Below are 17,638 nucleotides of genomic sequence, written 5' to 3' on the forward strand. Positions count from 1 at the left end.
GAGTAAGCTTGTTACTACTTAAGATTCAGCACGTCCTGCATGTCGTACAAACCTGCAGCTTTGCCTTCTAGCCAATTCGCTGCACGCACAGCGCCTTTGGCAAACGTCATACGGCTACTGGCTTTATGAACAATCTCAATGCGCTCACCTTCGGTCGCAAACCAGACACTGTGTTCGCCTACCACATCTCCGGCACGAATGGTCTCAAATCCAATCTCTTTTTGAGTACGGGGGCCAATTTGACCTTCACGCCCGTAAACCGCGCATTCTTTCAGGTCTCGCCCTAATGCTTCCGCCACTACTTCCCCCATACGCAAAGCCGTACCTGAGGGCGAATCGACCTTGTGTCTATGATGCGCTTCAACGATTTCCACATCATAATCGTCGCCTAGAATCTTCGCAGCGGTAGAAAGCAGCTTCAATGTTAGATTCACACCAATACTCATATTAGGAGCAAAAACCACTGATGTTTTTTCTGCATAACTGGCCAACTGCGCTTTTTCAGCATTATTTAGACCGGTAGTGCCCACCACAATTGCTTTATTATGTTCTGCACAAAACGCCGCATTTTCAAGAGTTAGGCCTGGCGTAGTGAAATCGATCAATACATCAAAATCCGCCACACAATCGGCAAGTGAGGCGGTAGCCAAAACACCAAGCTTACCGATACCTGCTATCTCACCAGCATCCGCTCCCACAAGAGAACTACCTGATCGCACAATGGCAGCCCCTAAAGACACCCCATCGGTTTCATTGGTCGCGATAATTAGATTTTTACCCATGCGCCCAGAAGCGCCAATTACTGCAATTCTCATCCAACTCTATTCCTTAACCATCAATTGCATAAACCATAACAAATACGCACTCAAAACTCAGCTATAACCCACAACAAATAGCGACGAGAAAGCAAAAAAGCCCGAATACTGATTAACTTCATCCAAGTAAATCTGCATTTGGGCTTTTTCATCGCCAACAAGGCCTCTAGTTAGGCTTTCATTCGCTCTGCTAGATTGCCTTGCTCATAAGCTTCTTCTTCAATATGGGCAATATTCGTCACAATGCTTTCCGCGCTTTCAATACTTCTTAAACTTAACCCATCAACTTCTTGCATTTGATTATTCAAATCACGAGCAACTGACGCCTGCTCTTCTGAAGAGACATTGATTTGCGAAGTCATCTCAACAATTCGACTAATCGACACCTCAATATCTTTCATCTTTTCCGCTACAAGCGTCACTTTATCGACACCATCATGAGCAACCGCCGCCCCTTTATCGATGGTTTTAGTAACTTCGACGGTGTTGCTCTTCAAGGTTTCGGTCATTTTATGAATATTCTGAGTCGCCTCTTGAGTACGAATCGCCAACGCTCGTACTTCATCCGCCACAACGGCAAAACCACGTCCTGCTTCGCCCGCACGCGCAGACTCAATAGCCGCGTTCAATGCTAATAAATTCGTTTGTTCCGCAATATCACTGATGGAGTTGACCACTGTGTTAATACCATCACTTTGTGATGCCAAGATTTCCACAACTTTCTTCGCGGCTAAAATTTCGTTATAAACCTCACGCATGGTGTCACCCGTTACCTTGGCTAGAGATTGGCTTTCTCTGGAAGCCACTTCTACTTCCCCAGTCGCCTCAACAGCTTTACCTACATGATCAGACACATCGTTTGCACTGGCCAGCACTTGTGAACTGGCCGATACAATACTCTGAAAAGTGTGGCGCTGCTGATTAAAGTTTGCCAAATTGCCGGTGACGCTTTCTTTGGCACCTGCTGCTCGCTTACGCAATTGTGCCGCCCCTTCTTTTAAACGATAGCGAAATGTGTCCGCCGCCGCTTGTTGATGAATATGAGCGAAGGGAATCGCCGCCTTTAAACCCACACTTTTTGTATAAAGATACTGGCCAATCGGATTATTAGCTTCCACGGGTAAAGCAGACGCAGTAGCATTGAGAGACTCACTTTGTACCCAAGACAGTATAAAACCTAGCAAGGCTACTACTGGGCCAGCTATTTGCAGTGCAAGTGAATTGGTTAACAGACTGATAATCCCTAGTAACACAAAGAAAAACAGTACAGGCCAAGTATGGTTGGTCAAATAAGCAAGTAGTTTTGTCTTAGTGGGTAACAGGCCTTTGCCAGCATTGATACGATCATAAATACTTTGTGCATGATGAATTTCTTCCCTTGTCGCCTTACGACGGACGGATTCATAGCCAATAATCTTTTGATTGTCTATCAAAGGACTAACGTGGGCACTCACCCAATAGTGATCACCGCTTTTGCAACGATTTTTTACGATCCCCATCCAGCTGTTGCCCTGCTTTAGATTTGCCCACATATCGGCAAATACAGCTGGAGGCACATCAATATGACGAATAAGGTTATGCGGTGCTCCAATGAGCTCTTCCCTAGTGTAACCAGCTACCTCACAAAAGGCATCATTGACAAAGGTTATTCGCCCCTTCACATCCGTACTAGAGACAAGCACATAGTTGCTCGGATAATCACATTCCTTGTTGGTAACAGGCATCTTACGCATACATTCATCTCGTTTTATAATAATTAGAGCTTGTAACTTTATGTGTCCAATTGCATTTTATCAATCAATTAATATCGATATTAAAAAATATCACTCATCATCAAAATCACGATAGGCATCAGGCGCCAAATCTTCAAAGCGCGTGTATTTACCGACAAAAGCAAGTCGGCAGGTGCCAATCGGGCCATTACGCTGTTTACCGATAATAATTTCGGCGATCCCTTTGTGTGGTGTATCTTCATGGTACACCTCATCACGGTAGACGAAGGAAATCACATCGGCATCCTGCTCAATGGCTCCGGATTCACGTAAATCCGAGTTGACTGGACGCTTATTCGGACGGTTCTCCAAGCTACGGTTAAGCTGAGAAAGCGCCACCATTGGACACTCCATTTCTTTAGCAATGGCTTTTAAAGATCGAGAGATTTCAGAGATCTCATTGGTTCGACCTTCTGTGAAACCGGGTATTTGCATCAATTGAAGGTAATCGACCATGATCATGGCCACACCGCCATGCTCTCGAGCAATACGACGCACACGAGAGCGCATCTCTGTCGGACTAATGCCCCCAGTGTCATCAATGAACAGCTTACGGTCTTTAAGCATTTTCACCGCTGACATCAATTTGTCCCAGTCTTCTTGCACTAACTGCCCTGAACGCATACGCGTTTGGTCAATCCGGCCAAGGGAGGACAACATACGCATCATAAGTGCTTCCGCAGGCATCTCCAAACTAAAGACAATCACGGGCTTCTCACTGATCATGGTGGCATTTTCAACCAGATTCATCGCAAACGTCGTTTTCCCCATGGAAGGACGACCCGCGACGATAATTAAATCCGCTGGTTGCAAGCCTGCTGTCATGTTATCTAAATCCGTAAAACCAGTGCTCAATCCAGTAATTGCCCCATCCTGATGATACAGTTCATCAATCTTATCCACGGTGGCACTTAGAATATCAGAAGCGATTCTAGGCCCACCTTTTTTCTCTCCTCCTTCAGCGATTTGGAAGATTTTCCGTTCCGCTTCATCTAATACTTCTGCCGCCGTCATCCCTTCGGGATGAAAAGCACGAGCAGAAATATCACTGGTGGTCATAATCAAACGTCGTAGAATCGAGCGTTCACGCACAATATCTGCATAAGAGGCGATGTTAGAGGCACTTGGTGTCGCCTCAGCCACTTCGATAAGATAAGCCATGCCGCCAATGGACTCTAAATCACCTCGTTTATCAAGACGCTCCCCAATAGTGACAACATCAACGGGCTCACTGTCATCCACCAAACGAGCAATGACAGAAAAAATAAGCTTGTGTTCGGGACGATAAAAATCGTCTGCTATAACCAACTCAGAGACTTTTTCCCACGCTTGTGGATCCAGCATTAGACCACCGATAACAGAACGTTCTGCTTCGATAGAATATGGTGGTAACTTGATAGAAGCGACTTCAGAATCGTTTAATTGCACGTAAAAACACCCAAGGAAAAATGGAAAAATGACAGGGAAACAAGCTTACCATGACCATAAAAAAAGGGCATCTTGCATTAAACAAGATACCCTTTTTCAGTGTCAGATATTCGTTAAAACGAATTACTGAGCAACTACTTCCAAAGTCACGGTTACAAGCACTTCTGGGTGTACTTGAACGTCGATTTCGAAAGAGCCAGTATGACGGATCGCACCTTCTGGAAGACGAATTTCTGCCTTCTCTACAGCCACTTCTTTAGAAATAGCTTCAGCGATATCACGTGTACCGATAGAACCAAAAAGCTTACCTTCATCACCAGCATTTGCTTCGATTTTGAAAGTTTTGCCTTCAAGTGTTTGAGCACGTGTTTCAGCTGCTGCTTTACGCTCAGCCGCTTGAGCTTCAAGCTCTGCACGACGCTCTTCAAAAGAAGCTAAGTTAGCTTTTGTTGCCATCACAGCTTTTTTGTTTGGAATCAAAAAGTTACGAGCGTAGCCTGGTTTAACGACAGCAACGTCACCAATACCACCTAGCTTGTTTACTTTGTCGAGTAGAATAACTTCCATCTCGATCACCTCTAATTAATCATTCGCTATCACTTGAGTTGGATGACGTATCCCGGATGCGTTTTCGTATGTCAACGAAGCTATCAATCACGCTCAGCGTAATCAAAATATTCACAAATAACATATGCAAAAAAACGATACCAACTAGATAAAACGCAATCAGTCCAACAACCCCAATTCTTTTTTTTGCTAGAACACCGTGCACTAATGCAAGACCCGATAACACCAACGCTGGAATAGCTGCTTGAGATAAAATAAGGTACTGGCCACCTAGACCTTCGCCTAGTAACACCATTGCCCCCAAAATCAAACTAAATGCTATTGGCAACCTTAGTTCATGGAATTCTTTACGTAATCCACCAGGATTATAGAGCCCCGCCTGCCATTTTCTCGCTAAAAATAACGAGCCAACTGCAGCCATCACTTGGACAATAGACAATGCCATCACCGCCTGATGGTAAATAACGCTTTTATCAGGTAAAGCCGCTACTTTCTCTTTCACCAAGACTTGTTGAATCATGTTAGTAACAAGCGTCAACATATCATGCATAATGAGTGGTAACAGCATGGCACTAATGACAGCAAGAAAACTGCTGACCAATAACACCCAACTCCACGACGTCGTTGATCTAAGTAAATAGGCCAACACCGTCACGTCAATCAATACCATTATCGCACTTGCATCACCTTGGATGACTGTCAACACGAGTATAGGAAGACAGCCCCAGGCTAATACAGGTATTCCTTCTTTTACACCGCGGCGAAGCACTACCAACCCAACAATGGCGGCAGCTATCCAGAATAAGAGAGGAATTATACTAAACGCCATCACACCAATAATGGCATTACGAGGACGTTGCATAACCCATTTTGCTAAACCACTCATTCTGTTACTTCAGCCCTGCCAATTAATTAAAGTGGCTATCAGTGTAAGGAAGTAAAGCAATGTAGCGAGCGCGTTTGATCGCAGTCGCTAGCTGACGCTGGTAACGTGCCTTAGTGCCAGTAATACGGCTAGGTACGATTTTACCAGTTTCAGTGATGTAACCTTTTAGTGTTTCTAAATCTTTGTAATCGATCTCTTTAACGCCTTCTGCTGTGAAACGGCAGAACTTACGACGACGGAAAAAACGAGCCATGAGTATCTCCTAGTTCAAATAAATTAATCTTCTGATTCTTCAGAAGACGTTTCTTCAGTATGTTCAGACTGGTTACGCTCTTCACGTTGAGGAGCAGAACGACGATCTTCACGACTTTCAGAAGCTTTGATTGGAGAAACGTCAGTTACCGCTTCTTTACGACGAATAACCAAATTACGGATAATCGCATCGTTGTAGCGGAAAGTGTCGTTTAGTTCGTTCAAAACACTATCAGAACACTCAACGTTCATAAGAACGTAATGTGCTTTGTGAATTTTGTTGATTGGGTAAGCTAGTTGGCGACGGCCCCAATCTTCTAGACGATGAACTTGACCACCATCTTCTGTGATTAGATTAGTATAACGCTCAACCATTGCTGGTACTTGTTCGCTTTGATCTGGGTGAACCAGAAAGACGATTTCATAATGACGCATTTAAGCTCCTTATGGGTTCTTAGTCTCCACACTTCCCCTGTTATAAAGCTGTGAGACAAGGAGTATTGATTTACAGGGACGCGAAGTATATAGCAGATCGCACAATAAATAAACGTTTTACTAATGCTTTGATGGATAAATTTCCCACCTTCTCTATAAGAAAGACAACATGCTCTTAATTTATTTACAAAACACCATAATACTCATAGCATACAATTTCTTTACTTAATTTGTCGTTGATTCATTGTTATGAAAGGATTTACACCCATGTTGCGTTCTCTTCCTCCTCTAACCGCCATAGTGACGCTTATGGTCTTAAGCAGTAACGCACTTGGTGCCGACTTTTCATTTGGTGTAGTAGGCACTCGTACCTCTTCTGTCTATAAAGACACCCCCCCTCAAAATGCTGCGTTTCCTTTTGTTTCCATTGTCAGCGAACGCGGCTACTTAAAAGGCACTGAAGTGGGCTACAGCCTTTTACCGAATGACTCCCGTCAAAACATATCGGCTATTGTCGAATACAACATGGATAGTTTTGATCCTAAGGACTCTAATAATAAACAAATGCAACTGTTGGATCGACGCAAGGCCGCTGCGATGGCGGGGATACGCCTCAAATACAATTTTTTGTTTGCTAAACTTGTGACCGATATTAGCAATCGGCATGATGGTTACTATGGACTAGTAGGCGCGGCCTACCCTGTCAATGTCTCAGCTTGGAGAATTACCCCATCGATTACCTATAAATATTTGGATAAAAAGATGAGCAACCACTTGTACGGTGTTAGCCAAGCAGAATCCATCAGAACAGGTGGTGTCATCCCAGAATACGACTCAACCAGTACACACAAAATGACCATTGCCGTGCGTGGTGACTACAGTGTCAATGCTTCTTTAAACTTATTTGTAGGGGTCAGTCATTCGGACTACAAAAGAGTGTTAGACAGCCCAATGGTGACGAAAGATTATAGCTATTCTCTTTCTACTGGGATTATTTACCACTTTTAAGCGAGCATAGGTTTTCGAATATCTAATATTCCCAAGCCATGATGTTATGTGGCTTGGGAACCCATGAGAGATCGGCCTATCAGTATTGATCTTAAATAAAACGCTTCATATCTTCCATTATGTTGGCATGCTATTCATTTTTACCGAAATTAGCATCGCCACACTTTTAAACCCTAGCAAGCAAAAGGCAGCCAAAGCCTAACAAATATAGCGTTATCGTCGTCGAACCATGCGTGCACTGATCAGTACACTGAAAAAAATAAAGACAATACCCAGCACCGCAAGTGCATTAGGCACATGCCCCCAAATTGCCCACCCCCAAAGACCACTAAAAATCACTCCGACATAACTAACAGGAGAAACAATACTGGCTGGGGCAAAGGAATAGGCTTTGGTATACAAATACATACCCAAATACAGAGTTACACAAACCGTCAATACCAAAGGCCAAGTCGACATTGGTAAAACCAGGGAATCACCACGCACCAGCACCAACAAAAGCGATAATAACGCTGAGATGATAAAGTAAACGATCATAGTTTCTTGGCCACTCACCTGGTGGGAGAGCATTCGTGTCGTTACCATAGAAAATGCCAATCCTACCGCCGATAACAACCCAACAATTTGCCAAGGATCAATATGGTCAATACTAGGCTGAATGACCAAAGACACTCCAATAAAACCAATGATTAACGGTAACCAGCGCGCTTTAGGTATGGTAATTCTATGCATCACCAACACCACAAAAGGCACACACAGTGGCGCGCAATAACGCAGTAAGGTGGCTTCAACAAGAGGAATATGATTCAGAGCCAAATAGTAAAATAGAAAACCAGAAAAGCCCCCGACACTGCGCAGAAAATGAATTTTCCAAACCTCTTTTGAACGACGTTGCCAATGTCCATAAAGCTGAGGGTAAAGCACAATAATACAAAATACACTCTGCCAAAATACCAAAACAGGCACCGGGATCGTTTGCTGAACCTGTTTTGCAGCCACCCCCATAATAGACATGATGAAGGCATACACAACGGTGGCAATAATCCCTTTTTTGAGTAAGTCCGCCTCATTCGCTAAGCCAGCCACGATTGCATTCTCCATCTACTAAGTATTAAGTCACCCAAGTCCTCTCAAATATACTGAGACTGCTGCAACATGTCACGAGACAAGTGAAGGCAAAAGCATTTTTAATCAAAACAAGCAAATAGCATCACCTCGAGACAACCCGACTCTGACTTTATCCAGTAGAATAAGCCGTATTAGGAAGCTATGGTCATCCTTAAGTAATGCGAAAACGCCTCGGGAATCTGACCGCCGGACAAGACTGACGCCTCTTCATTTGCCATAATTTTGCCCTTTTCAATCAACATCACCTTTCCACCAACAAAAACCGCCTCGCTGGGCATGTGAGACACAAGCAACGTCGTCATGCCGAAACGCTCAGTCACATCGTTCACCAAGGCTAACATTTCCTCTCGCAATGCTGGGTCGAGAGCGCTAAACGGCTCATCCAATAATAAAATAGGTTTTTCTCTCACCAGAACTCGGGCAATGGCAACACGCTGCGCCTGTCCACCAGACAAAGCTTGTGGGTATTGATCCGCTTTATCCGATAATTGTGTTTGCTTGAGCGCCCAACTGACCTTAGCCTTTTGTTCAGCCTGCAATGACAACGAAGGGGCGATCCCCACGGCCACATTCTGCCAAACCGTCAGTTGAGGAAACAAGTTATCACTTTGAAACAAGGTCGAAATAGGACGCTCATAAGGCAATAAATGCTCTAAAGCCTGCCCCTGAAAAGACACACTACCACGACCTTGCAGAAAACCACCCAGCAAATGCAACAAGGTACTTTTCCCTTCTCCACTGGCACCCAACAATGTCGTCATACCCGGCGCTAAAGACGTTTGGTAATGAGCATGGAACGCGTCCCAGTCATAATATAAATCAATACTTAACATGTGTTTTCCCGCCAATAAAACGCACTGATAGATAAAAAAGCAGCAAACACAGACAAATCAAAATAACCGCGATGCAAGAGCCCTCTTGTAGTCGATAGGAGCCGATCAATTGAAAGAGATACAAAGGCAAAGACACCAAGCCTTGGCTACCAAATAACGCAATCACCCCCATATCCCCGAGGGAAAGCAATACGGCATAACCAAATGCCTGAGAAACACTTTTCCGAATCAGCGGCCACTCAATCACTAGCCGGTTCGCCCCATGAATGCCCAAACTTGTATACAGGTTACGAAAGCGTTTTTCTTGCTGATATAACACCGGCATCAAAGCACGCAATACAAAGGGCAAAGCCATCACAGCATTGACCCAAACCACTACCCAATATCCAGATAGGGAGCTTAAACCAATGCTTCGCAACCATAAAAACAGCCCTGTTGCCAATACTAACCCTGGCACCATAAGAATCATGCTGCCTAACTGTTCGATTTTACTGGATAAAAAAGCCAGCCGCCCTCGATCCATAGTCATGCGCGCCAACACACCAAAACAGCCGCCTAAAAACAAACTTAACAGAGCGGCTGGAATAGCAATTTTCAGCGACACCCATACGGCCTGCCACGTCGCATCCGCCATAAGAGTCTGATAAAACGTTACCGAGAAAATGGGATCAAAAATCGCCAAAAAAGGGGGAATCACTAAAAAGACCGCTAGCGCCATGGCCAGACAATCCCCAAACAGAGCCAAAATACTGTCTTTTAAAGGGTATAGGCGAGCATCCAGTAAACTAACATCTTGCTGATTTGCCGGGGCAAACCGATACACCATTAAGGCAACGAGACTACAAATACTCACCTGCAACAAAGACAAAAAACTCGCCTTATTAAGATCAAAATCGAACCTTAGTGCCTGATAAATAGCCACTTCTAATGTGCTTGATTTCGGGCCGCCCCCTAAACTTAACACCACCGAAAAACTCGAAAAGCACAGCATGAAAATCAAGACAAATGCACCCGGCAAGGCTTTTTTAATATAGCTCCACTCGATTAAGCGAAACGCTGTCCAGCGAGAGAACCCAAGCTGAGACGCTAAACGCCATTGACCAGACGGTACCAAACCATAACTTTGCAATAGCAAGCGAACGGCCAATGGCATATTAAAAAATACATGGGCCAATAAAATCCCAAGCAATCCATAAAGCGGTGTCTCAACACCAAACAAGGCATGCAACCAACCTGAGTGCCCATAAACCACCACGATTCCCAAGATCGCCACGATGGTCGGAACAACCATAGACACTGCAAACAGCTGCAACAGTACCCCACGCCCCTTAAATTGACGATGGGTTAAACAGGAAGCAACGGGCACCGCAATCAATAAGCTCAGTACACTACTCAGCAGGGCTTGCCAAAGAGAAAAGCGAACCACACGCCAAAGATAGATATTGTGTAAATAACCAGACCAAGACTCGAACTGACTAAAACGCAAAAGAGCTGCCAGACTGGCCGCTCCCACCAACACAAATACCAACAAGCCAAGCAATGCAGGCGTTAGCCGAAACCAAGTAGCGAGATGATAACCCTTTCCTGGCATTAGCGAGTCGTCGCCTCAAGCCATTCGTTGGTCCACTGGGCACGGTAGCTGGCCACCTCAGCCGCAGGCAGCGTTAGCACCTTAGTAGGTCGTTGTCTGCTCGCAAAAGCTTTAGGCAGCCCTTCGGGCAACTTGATCACTGGCAGCATCCAGTTTCCCGTCGCCACAGTCGACTGAAAGCCAGGAGTCAGTATAAATGCCATAAACTCTTTAGCCAGTTTGGGGTGCGGCGCATGTTTCATCATCGCCGCGACTTCCACCTGAGGATAGTAACCTTCACTGGCCGGAGCAGCTTTATATTTGGTCACCCCCTCTTCCATAATGTGGTAGGCAGGAGAAGTGGTATAGCTCAACACCACATCCCCTTCTCCCTTTAAGAACAAGCTGTAAGCGTCTGACCAGTTTTTACTAACCGTGACCGTATGTTTTGCCAAGGTCGCCCACGCCTCAGCGGCTTTATCTCCATAAACAGATTTCATCCACAACAATAGCCCCAACCCTGGAGTACTGGTTCTAGGGTCTTCATAAATCACCCGTAAGTGTTGATTATCAACGATGTCTTTTAAACTTGTCGGTGGCGTCTTAAGCTTGTCAGCGTTATAAACAAAAGCAAAATAGCCATGATCAAATGGCACAAAAACAGGATCATGCCAACCGCCGGGTAAGGTGACTTTGCTGGTATCCACCCCCGACTTGGCTAACAACCCCGTTTTTTCCGCTTTATGCATCAGGTTTAAATCCAGCCCTAGCACTACATCAGCATTGGAACTTGACCCTTCCAACTGCACACGCGATAGAATTCCAACGGAGGAATCAACAGAAACAAAATTCAGGGTACAGCCGCACTCTTTTTCAAAATTGGCCTTTACCGCAGGTCCTGGCCCCCACTTTGACGCAAAAGAATCATAAGTGTAGACATTTAAGGTTTGTGCCGTCGCACTGGCAGATAAAGATGATAGCGCCCCAGCTACCAAAGAGGCTAAGACAAAAGATTTATTCATAAGTGTCGCTCCTAAAAAATGAGCGGCGTACGGGAGGGAAAAGGCAAGTGTGACTTGCTATCTCGATTCCTACGCCAGCATGATCTGGATCAGGTTCAATGGGTTGGCGTAAGCCTCTCAGCGTTCATAACAAAAATGAACACACCCCATGAGATAATGTGTGGGTATTGTAAAGAGTCGTTCAGCGGAAGTCTATTTCTGATAACACTCGGGTTACCGCCCCCTGGTTTTGTTGAGCAAATCGCATCGCGGCTTGACCAAGACGATGACGCTGACTGGCTTTTCCTGACAACGATAGTACCACCTCAGCTAACTGAGCTTCATCCTGACAACGAATCGCTCCATTGGCGCGCAGCAGCTGCTCAGTAATCTCAGCGAAATTAAACGTATGTGGTCCCACTAGGGTTGCTTTCCCCAACAGCGCAGGCTCGATCGGGTTATGACCACCACGACGAATTAAGCTACCGCCGACAAAAGCCAAATCCGCCGCCTGATAGTAATGCATTAACTCCCCCATGGTATCGCCAATGACCACATTAAAATCGGCCCACTGAGATAACTCAACGCCACTGCGTAATGCCACTTTATCAAACATGCTTTTTGCTAACTCGAAAGTTGCGGCAAAGCGTTCCGGGTGGCGAGGTACAAGCACCAAAAGTGCGCCAGGTATTTTCTCCACCAGCTGTCGATGGACAGTTAATAGGATCTCATCTTCCCCTTGATGGGTACTGCCCGCCACCCAAACAAACGGACTGGTCATCTGAGTTTGCCAATTATCTGCGACAACCGCTTCTGGCACCGTCAAATCAAATTTAATACTACCAGTGACAATGACTTGTTTTGCTCCTAAGGCCGCAAAGCGATCCGCATCGGCTTGCGCGTGAGCAAGAAACGTATCCGGCAATTGCATCAGGGGACGAGACACCATGGAAAACTTTTCATAACGACGAAACGAGCGCTCACTCATGCGAGCATTCACAATATCAACCTTTATCCCCTTGCGCTTAGCCTGACGTAAGAGATTCGGCCAAAGCTCCGTTTCGACAATCAGCAAATGGCGACACTCAAGACGCTTAAGCGCTCGCCTAACACTGCAACGCCAGTCCATGGGTAAATATCGATGCTCAGCAAATGGAAAGGTCTTTGCCACTTGCTCCGCCCCGGTTGGCGTCATGGTCGTAATCAACAAGGGGCGATTGGGATATTTAGCTCGCCATTGCTCCACTAATGGACGAACCGCTAACACCTCGCCAACAGAAGCGCAATGAATCCAAAGGTCTGCCTTCACTGAAGGCCAAACACCTAAGGCTTCTTTCGCTCGATAGTGCGCATAGTCTTTTTTAAAACGCCGCACTTTGACGAGAATAAGCGGCGTAGCAACCCATAACAATAAGCGATATAGCCACATAATCAGCTCTTATCGTCAGCAGCTTCAACCGCTGGTGAGTCATTAAACTGCTGATTGTGTAACTGTGCATATGCCCCGTTCTTCGCTAATAACTCTGCATGGGAGCCTTTTTCAATGATCTCCCCATGATCGATCACTGCGATGATATCGGCATTTTCAATGGTAGAAAGACGATGGGCGATGGCAATGGTGGTTCGGTTCTCCATCAATTTATCCAATGCTTGCTGAATCGCTCGTTCCGATTCCGTATCCAACGCCGAAGTGGCTTCGTCTAAAATCAGAATGGGAGCATTTTTCAAAATGGCACGGGCAATGGCAATACGCTGACGCTGACCACCCGACAGCAAAACACCGTTTTCTCCAACCAGAGTCTGTAAGCCCAACTCCAATTCTTGAATAAAGTCCCATGCGTTTGCTGCTTTCGCAGCCTCAATCACATCTTCTTCTGAGACCCCTTTTAAACCGCCATAAGCAATGTTTTCTTGAATCGTTCCGTTAAACAGCACCACTTGTTGGTTAACGAGCGCAATGTTTTGACGCAGACTACTCAAGTCATAATCATTGATATTGACCCCATCAATCAACAACGACTCCCCTTCTACGTCGTAAAAACGCGGAATCAGGTTTGCCAAGGTGGACTTACCACTGCCAGAGCGTCCGACCAAGGCCAACTTTTTACCTGCTGGCAAAGATAAGTTCACATCCGTTAACGCATTTTTATCAACACTTGGGTAGCGGAACGTCAGACCTCGCCACTCAATATTGCCCTGCATACGTTCAACCACTTTTGTTCCTGTATTTTTCTCACTTTCAAGGTCTAAGAAAGTAAAGATACTCTGGGCTGCCGCTATGCCTTTTTGTAGGATACTGTTCACTGAGGTAAGTTGACGCATTGGACGACTTAACATACCTGCTGCCCCAATAAAGGCCACGAAATCACCAGCTGACATGCTTGCCGAAATATTGGGATCAAGTGATAACCAAATTAACAAAGACAAAGAAACCGCTACAATAAATTGAATAATGGGCACATTAAGTGCTTTGGTCATTTCCATTTTTAACTGTGAGCGACGGTTTTCTTGAGCTGCTTTATAAAAGCGCTGCACTTCATATTCTTTACCGCCGAACACTTTTATGACTTCATGACCTTTGATCGCCTCTGAAGCCACATCAGTTACGCCACCCATGGCATTTTGTATTTTTAAACTGAGCTTGCGGAAGCGCTTCGACGCGTAACGCACCACGGCACCAATCAACGGCAATACGAATAAGAACAACAAAGACAAACGCCAGTTAATGAACACCATATAACCCAGCAAGCCAACAACGGTTAAACCTTCACGCAAAATAACCTGAATAGCCTGAGTAACAGAGTCGATTACTTGCTCCGTATCATAAGTCAATTTGGCCAACAACCGCCCACTGGGCATATTATTGAAATAGCCAGATGGCAAGGTCACCATTTTATTGAACATACTGGTACGCAGGTCAAACACGACATTATTAGCCACTTTAGCCATGCCATAAGAGCCTAAAAAGGTCCCCAAACCGCGCACTAAAAACACACCAAGAATAGCCAATGGAATCAAAGCACGACTTTCCGTTACCTTGCCATGGGATACCACATCCACAATATGTTTTAGCAATGCCGCCAAGGCTGGCTGCATAGCAGAATACAAAATGTAGCCAAGGACACTGATCAGAAAATAGGCCATGGATGGCTTAACGTACCCTAATAATCTGAAATAGAGTGTCATGCCTGACATATCTTTGGCGGTTTTTTCTGACTTCGTTTTTTCTTTGTCTTGCATTTAGAGATTTGCCTTTTCAATAATCGACGTTGTCGAATAACCATCCACAAAGGTAAGTACTTTTACTTCGCCACCATGCTCAAGTACATGCTGTGCACCAACGATCGTGTCAATGGTGTAGTCGCCACCTTTGACCAGTACGTCTGGGGTCAATTGTTCAATAATACGTTGCGGAGTATCCTCATCAAACCAAGTCACCCAATCAATAGCCCCTACTCCTTCTAACACCGCCATACGATGTTCTAAGTTATTGATTGGGCGCTTCTCGCCTTTTAGTCGCTTAACCGAGGCATCCGTATTGACCGCAACAATAAGACGATCCCCTAGGGCTTTTGCTTGCTTTATATAAGCCACATGTCCTGGGTGCAAAATATCAAAACAGCCATTGGTGAACACCACTTTCTCGCCACTCATCTGCGCCAGTTTAATTTGCTTTAATAACTCTTCAGGTGCTAACACACCAAAATTCGTCGTATGGGAACGCTGAAACATAATGGCACCTAAATGCTCAGCATCAATAGAGGCGGTGCCTAATTTACCAACAACATAGCCAGCGGCCTGATTCGCGTATTCCACTGCGTCGATAAAACGCTTGCTAGTAACATAAACTGCCGTTAATACCGCGATCACAGTGTCTCCAGCTCCCGTCACATCAAACACTTCTTTGGCGGCAGTCGCCAATGAAAAAGGCGGCTTACCTTCACTTAGTAACACCAACCCATCTTCACCACGGGTAACCAACAGTGCTTTCCAGCCAAACTGTTCACGTAATGCTTTGCCTTTTTCTTCTAACTCTTTCACCGAGCGGCACTTGCCGACGATGTTTTCAAACTCAAGCAAATTTGGCTTTACCAAGGTTGCCCCTTGGTAAATGGAAAAATCATTGCCTTTAGGATCCACAAAACTCGGCACATTTTGCGCATTAGCAAGACTGATGAGTGACCGAACATCCGCCAAGCACCCTTTTGCATAATCGGAAAAAATCACTGCATTGGATTCTGGTAAGCAAGCGGCGACTTCTTTTGCCAGCGCTTCATTTTGCGACAGACTGTCTTCTCGCTCTTCAAAATCTAAACGGATCAATTGTTGATGGCGACTCATCACTCGTAGTTTGGTGATCGTTGGCAAGGTATCAGAATAAACAAAACGACAGTTCACCCCTGCTTCTTCTAAACAACGGGAAAGGACAGCCGCATTATCGTCTCTGCCTACCACGCCGATAAGCGTCACAGACACACCAAGTTTAGACAAGCCGAGTGCAACGTTAGCGGCACCGCCTGGGCGATCTTCAATATTTGAAACCTTCACCACTTGGACTGGCGCTTCTGGAGAAATACGTGACGTGCCGCCATACCAGTAGCGGTCTAACATAACATCCCCAACAACGAGAATGTGTTTATCCTTAAAATTTAGATACGAAGAGTTCATAGGCACATAATAATCGATTTTTGAGAGCGCCCATCTTATCATACTCCCTATATAAGTTGGACATACCTAAAACACACGAAATAAGGCTGTTTACCCCATGCTGAATTCCGCACTATCTTCTTGTCAGGCTTTTGTTTTTGACAAGCTACTTCCCCATTGGGCCAATTATGGTTTAGATGCCACCCAAGGATACAGCTACGAAAGCATGCATCACGACTGGACAAGAAATCAGACGGGACGTCTTCGCCTTTTAACCCAATGCCGCCAACTCTACACTTATAGTCATGCGTGTCTTTTAACAAACAATGACGAGTGGCAGGCAAAACTCACCCCTTTGTTCGACTTTATTACCCACCATTACTTTGTCGATAACCGCTGGATTTTCTCTCTAGATGACAACTTAAGCATTCAAGATACTCAATCGGATGCTTACGCCCTCGCGTTTATCTTACTGTCTTTTAGCTATTACTATCAGTTTAGCCAAGACGAGCGTGCTTTGCCCTATATGGAGAAAACCCATCATTTTCTGCTGGCTAATATGACAGCCCAGACTGGTGGTTTTTATGAATCCTTTCCTGTGGATGAAAAACAAACACGCCGTCAAAACCCTCATATGCATCTATTGGAAGGCTATATCGCGGCTTTCAACGCCACAGGAGCGAACGACTACAAAGACACCATCCGCTCACTACTCGATTTAGCCCTCGAACATTTTTACCATAAAAAGAGTCAAACCTTACGCGAGTTCTTTACAACGGATTGGCAACCGGATCCAAATACAGCTCATCAGGTCGAGCCGGGGCATCATTTTGAATGGGTTTGGTTGCTCTATCAAGCCAACGCCATTTTACCTAACAGCGACTATACCGATCTGGCACAGCAACTCTGGCTAACCGCCGCCCGATACGGCATAGCCAGCAATGGCGGCATCTACAATCAGATTGATGGTGACCACTATCAGGCCATCGATAAAGAAAAGCGTATCTGGCCGATAACAGAGTACTTAAAAGCCATTACTGTGATACCCATCGGTAAGGAAGAAAAAATAGACCGTTTAACAAAAGCATTAGACTTTATGCAATGTCATTATTTCTTAGAGAACGGACGCTGGAATGAATACCTAGATGAGCATAACCAAGCAAAAGATTACCCCTTACCAGGCACAAGCAGCTATCATATTTTTCTAGGTCTAACGGAAGTGATAACATGGGCTCAACTGAATACTGGCTTTAACGGATTTCGTTAAATAGTAGCCACTTAATTCGATGAGACTTC

Annotated in this window: 16 protein-coding genes and 1 riboswitch; of the genes, 2 read left to right on the forward strand and 14 right to left on the reverse strand. The window is 45.2% G+C overall.

Going from position 1 to position 17,638, the window contains the following annotated elements; genetic code table 11:
- Positions 1–14 precede the first annotated feature (14 nt).
- The 7 genes from dapB to rpsF form a co-directional block, all read right to left on the reverse strand.
- A complete protein-coding gene (gene dapB, locus AC0VYI_RS19730) occupies positions 15–815 on the reverse strand; it encodes a 4-hydroxy-tetrahydrodipicolinate reductase (protein ID WP_475445025.1) in 801 nt (266 codons plus the stop codon).
- Positions 816–985: 170 nt separating this feature from the next.
- Positions 986–2,548: a methyl-accepting chemotaxis protein gene (locus AC0VYI_RS19735; RefSeq protein WP_475445026.1), complete on the reverse strand. Its 1,563-nt coding sequence runs from the start codon at positions 2,546–2,548 to the stop codon at positions 986–988.
- Between the two features lie 90 nt (positions 2,549–2,638).
- On the reverse strand, positions 2,639–4,015 hold the full coding sequence (gene dnaB / locus AC0VYI_RS19740; RefSeq protein WP_199474141.1) for a replicative DNA helicase: 1,377 nt from the start codon (positions 4,013–4,015) through the stop codon (positions 2,639–2,641).
- A 123-nt stretch (positions 4,016–4,138) separates the two neighbouring features.
- Positions 4,139–4,582, reverse strand: a complete 444-nt coding sequence (gene rplI / locus AC0VYI_RS19745) for a 50S ribosomal protein L9 (protein WP_199474139.1) — start codon at positions 4,580–4,582, stop codon at positions 4,139–4,141.
- A 19-nt stretch (positions 4,583–4,601) separates the two neighbouring features.
- Positions 4,602–5,468 (reverse strand): YybS family protein, encoded by an 867-nt coding sequence (locus AC0VYI_RS19750; RefSeq protein ID WP_067013625.1) that lies wholly within the window; start codon positions 5,466–5,468, stop codon positions 4,602–4,604.
- Between the two features lie 22 nt (positions 5,469–5,490).
- Positions 5,491–5,721, reverse strand: coding sequence for a 30S ribosomal protein S18 (rpsR, locus tag AC0VYI_RS19755; protein ID WP_067013623.1), 231 nt, complete (start codon positions 5,719–5,721; stop codon positions 5,491–5,493).
- Positions 5,722–5,744: 23 nt separating this feature from the next.
- Positions 5,745–6,155, reverse strand: a complete 411-nt coding sequence (rpsF, locus tag AC0VYI_RS19760; protein WP_199474137.1) for a 30S ribosomal protein S6 — start codon at positions 6,153–6,155, stop codon at positions 5,745–5,747.
- 267 nt (positions 6,156–6,422) lie between these two features.
- Between rpsF and AC0VYI_RS19765 the strand changes: the two genes are divergently transcribed.
- A complete protein-coding gene (locus AC0VYI_RS19765; RefSeq protein WP_199474135.1) occupies positions 6,423–7,163 on the forward strand; it encodes a MipA/OmpV family protein in 741 nt (246 codons plus the stop codon).
- Between the two features lie 213 nt (positions 7,164–7,376).
- Here AC0VYI_RS19765 and AC0VYI_RS19770 read toward each other — a convergent pair whose 3' ends face one another.
- The 7 genes from AC0VYI_RS19770 to hldE form a co-directional block, all read right to left on the reverse strand.
- A complete protein-coding gene (locus tag AC0VYI_RS19770) occupies positions 7,377–8,249 on the reverse strand; it encodes a DMT family transporter (protein WP_475445030.1) in 873 nt (290 codons plus the stop codon).
- A 173-nt stretch (positions 8,250–8,422) separates the two neighbouring features.
- Positions 8,423–9,124 carry a thiamine ABC transporter ATP-binding protein gene (locus AC0VYI_RS19775; protein WP_475445031.1) on the reverse strand — a complete coding sequence of 234 codons (702 nt, stop codon included), beginning with the start codon at positions 9,122–9,124 and terminating at the stop codon, positions 8,423–8,425.
- Positions 9,111–10,715 (reverse strand): thiamine/thiamine pyrophosphate ABC transporter permease, encoded by a 1,605-nt coding sequence (gene thiP / locus AC0VYI_RS19780; protein WP_199474117.1) that lies wholly within the window; start codon positions 10,713–10,715, stop codon positions 9,111–9,113. Before thiP ends, AC0VYI_RS19775 begins: the two co-directional genes overlap by 14 nt.
- A complete protein-coding gene (thiB, locus tag AC0VYI_RS19785) occupies positions 10,715–11,716 on the reverse strand; it encodes a thiamine ABC transporter substrate binding subunit (protein WP_475445034.1) in 1,002 nt (333 codons plus the stop codon). Before thiB ends, thiP begins: the two co-directional genes overlap by 1 nt.
- Before the next feature lie 48 nt (positions 11,717–11,764).
- Positions 11,765–11,875: riboswitch (TPP riboswitch) on the reverse strand.
- Positions 11,876–11,897: 22 nt separating this feature from the next.
- Positions 11,898–13,124 (reverse strand): 3-deoxy-D-manno-octulosonic acid transferase, encoded by a 1,227-nt coding sequence (locus AC0VYI_RS19790; RefSeq protein ID WP_475445035.1) that lies wholly within the window; start codon positions 13,122–13,124, stop codon positions 11,898–11,900.
- Positions 13,125–13,126: 2 nt separating this feature from the next.
- Positions 13,127–14,935 (reverse strand): lipid A export permease/ATP-binding protein MsbA, encoded by a 1,809-nt coding sequence (gene msbA, locus AC0VYI_RS19795; protein ID WP_475445037.1) that lies wholly within the window; start codon positions 14,933–14,935, stop codon positions 13,127–13,129.
- Positions 14,936–16,363, reverse strand: a complete 1,428-nt coding sequence (hldE, locus tag AC0VYI_RS19800) for a bifunctional D-glycero-beta-D-manno-heptose-7-phosphate kinase/D-glycero-beta-D-manno-heptose 1-phosphate adenylyltransferase HldE (RefSeq protein ID WP_199474094.1) — start codon at positions 16,361–16,363, stop codon at positions 14,936–14,938.
- A gap of 97 nt (positions 16,364–16,460) precedes the next feature.
- Between hldE and AC0VYI_RS19805 the strand changes: the two genes are divergently transcribed.
- Entirely contained in the window at positions 16,461–17,609 is a 1,149-nt protein-coding gene (locus tag AC0VYI_RS19805; protein ID WP_475445039.1) for an AGE family epimerase/isomerase, read from the forward strand.
- Positions 17,610–17,638 lie beyond the last annotated feature (29 nt).

This window comes from Marinomonas sp. 63XJN7_9_ISO-PGPR-S23-217, assembly GCF_056173515.1.

What these genes read in the sequence shown, in the direction of transcription:
- AC0VYI_RS19775 (WP_475445031.1), bottom strand. Translation starts at nt 9,124, where the DNA reads ATGTTAAGTATTGATTTATATTATGACTGGGACGCGTTCCATGCTCAT.
- thiB (WP_475445034.1), bottom strand. Translation starts at nt 11,716, where the DNA reads ATGAATAAATCTTTTGTCTTAGCCTCTTTGGTAGCTGGGGCGCTATCA.
- msbA (WP_475445037.1), bottom strand. Translation starts at nt 14,935, where the DNA reads ATGCAAGACAAAGAAAAAACGAAGTCAGAAAAAACCGCCAAAGATATG.
- AC0VYI_RS19765 (WP_199474135.1), top strand. Translation starts at nt 6,423, where the DNA reads ATGTTGCGTTCTCTTCCTCCTCTAACCGCCATAGTGACGCTTATGGTC.
- rplI (WP_199474139.1), bottom strand. Translation starts at nt 4,582, where the DNA reads ATGGAAGTTATTCTACTCGACAAAGTAAACAAGCTAGGTGGTATTGGT.
- AC0VYI_RS19750 (WP_067013625.1), bottom strand. Translation starts at nt 5,468, where the DNA reads ATGAGTGGTTTAGCAAAATGGGTTATGCAACGTCCTCGTAATGCCATT.
- AC0VYI_RS19735 (WP_475445026.1), bottom strand. Translation starts at nt 2,548, where the DNA reads ATGCGTAAGATGCCTGTTACCAACAAGGAATGTGATTATCCGAGCAAC.
- AC0VYI_RS19790 (WP_475445035.1), bottom strand. Translation starts at nt 13,124, where the DNA reads ATGTGGCTATATCGCTTATTGTTATGGGTTGCTACGCCGCTTATTCTC.
- rpsF (WP_199474137.1), bottom strand. Translation starts at nt 6,155, where the DNA reads ATGCGTCATTATGAAATCGTCTTTCTGGTTCACCCAGATCAAAGCGAA.
- AC0VYI_RS19805 (WP_475445039.1), top strand. Translation starts at nt 16,461, where the DNA reads ATGCTGAATTCCGCACTATCTTCTTGTCAGGCTTTTGTTTTTGACAAG.
- rpsR (WP_067013623.1), bottom strand. Translation starts at nt 5,721, where the DNA reads ATGGCTCGTTTTTTCCGTCGTCGTAAGTTCTGCCGTTTCACAGCAGAA.
- dapB (WP_475445025.1), bottom strand. Translation starts at nt 815, where the DNA reads ATGAGAATTGCAGTAATTGGCGCTTCTGGGCGCATGGGTAAAAATCTA.
- thiP (WP_199474117.1), bottom strand. Translation starts at nt 10,715, where the DNA reads ATGCCAGGAAAGGGTTATCATCTCGCTACTTGGTTTCGGCTAACGCCT.
- hldE (WP_199474094.1), bottom strand. Translation starts at nt 16,363, where the DNA reads ATGAACTCTTCGTATCTAAATTTTAAGGATAAACACATTCTCGTTGTT.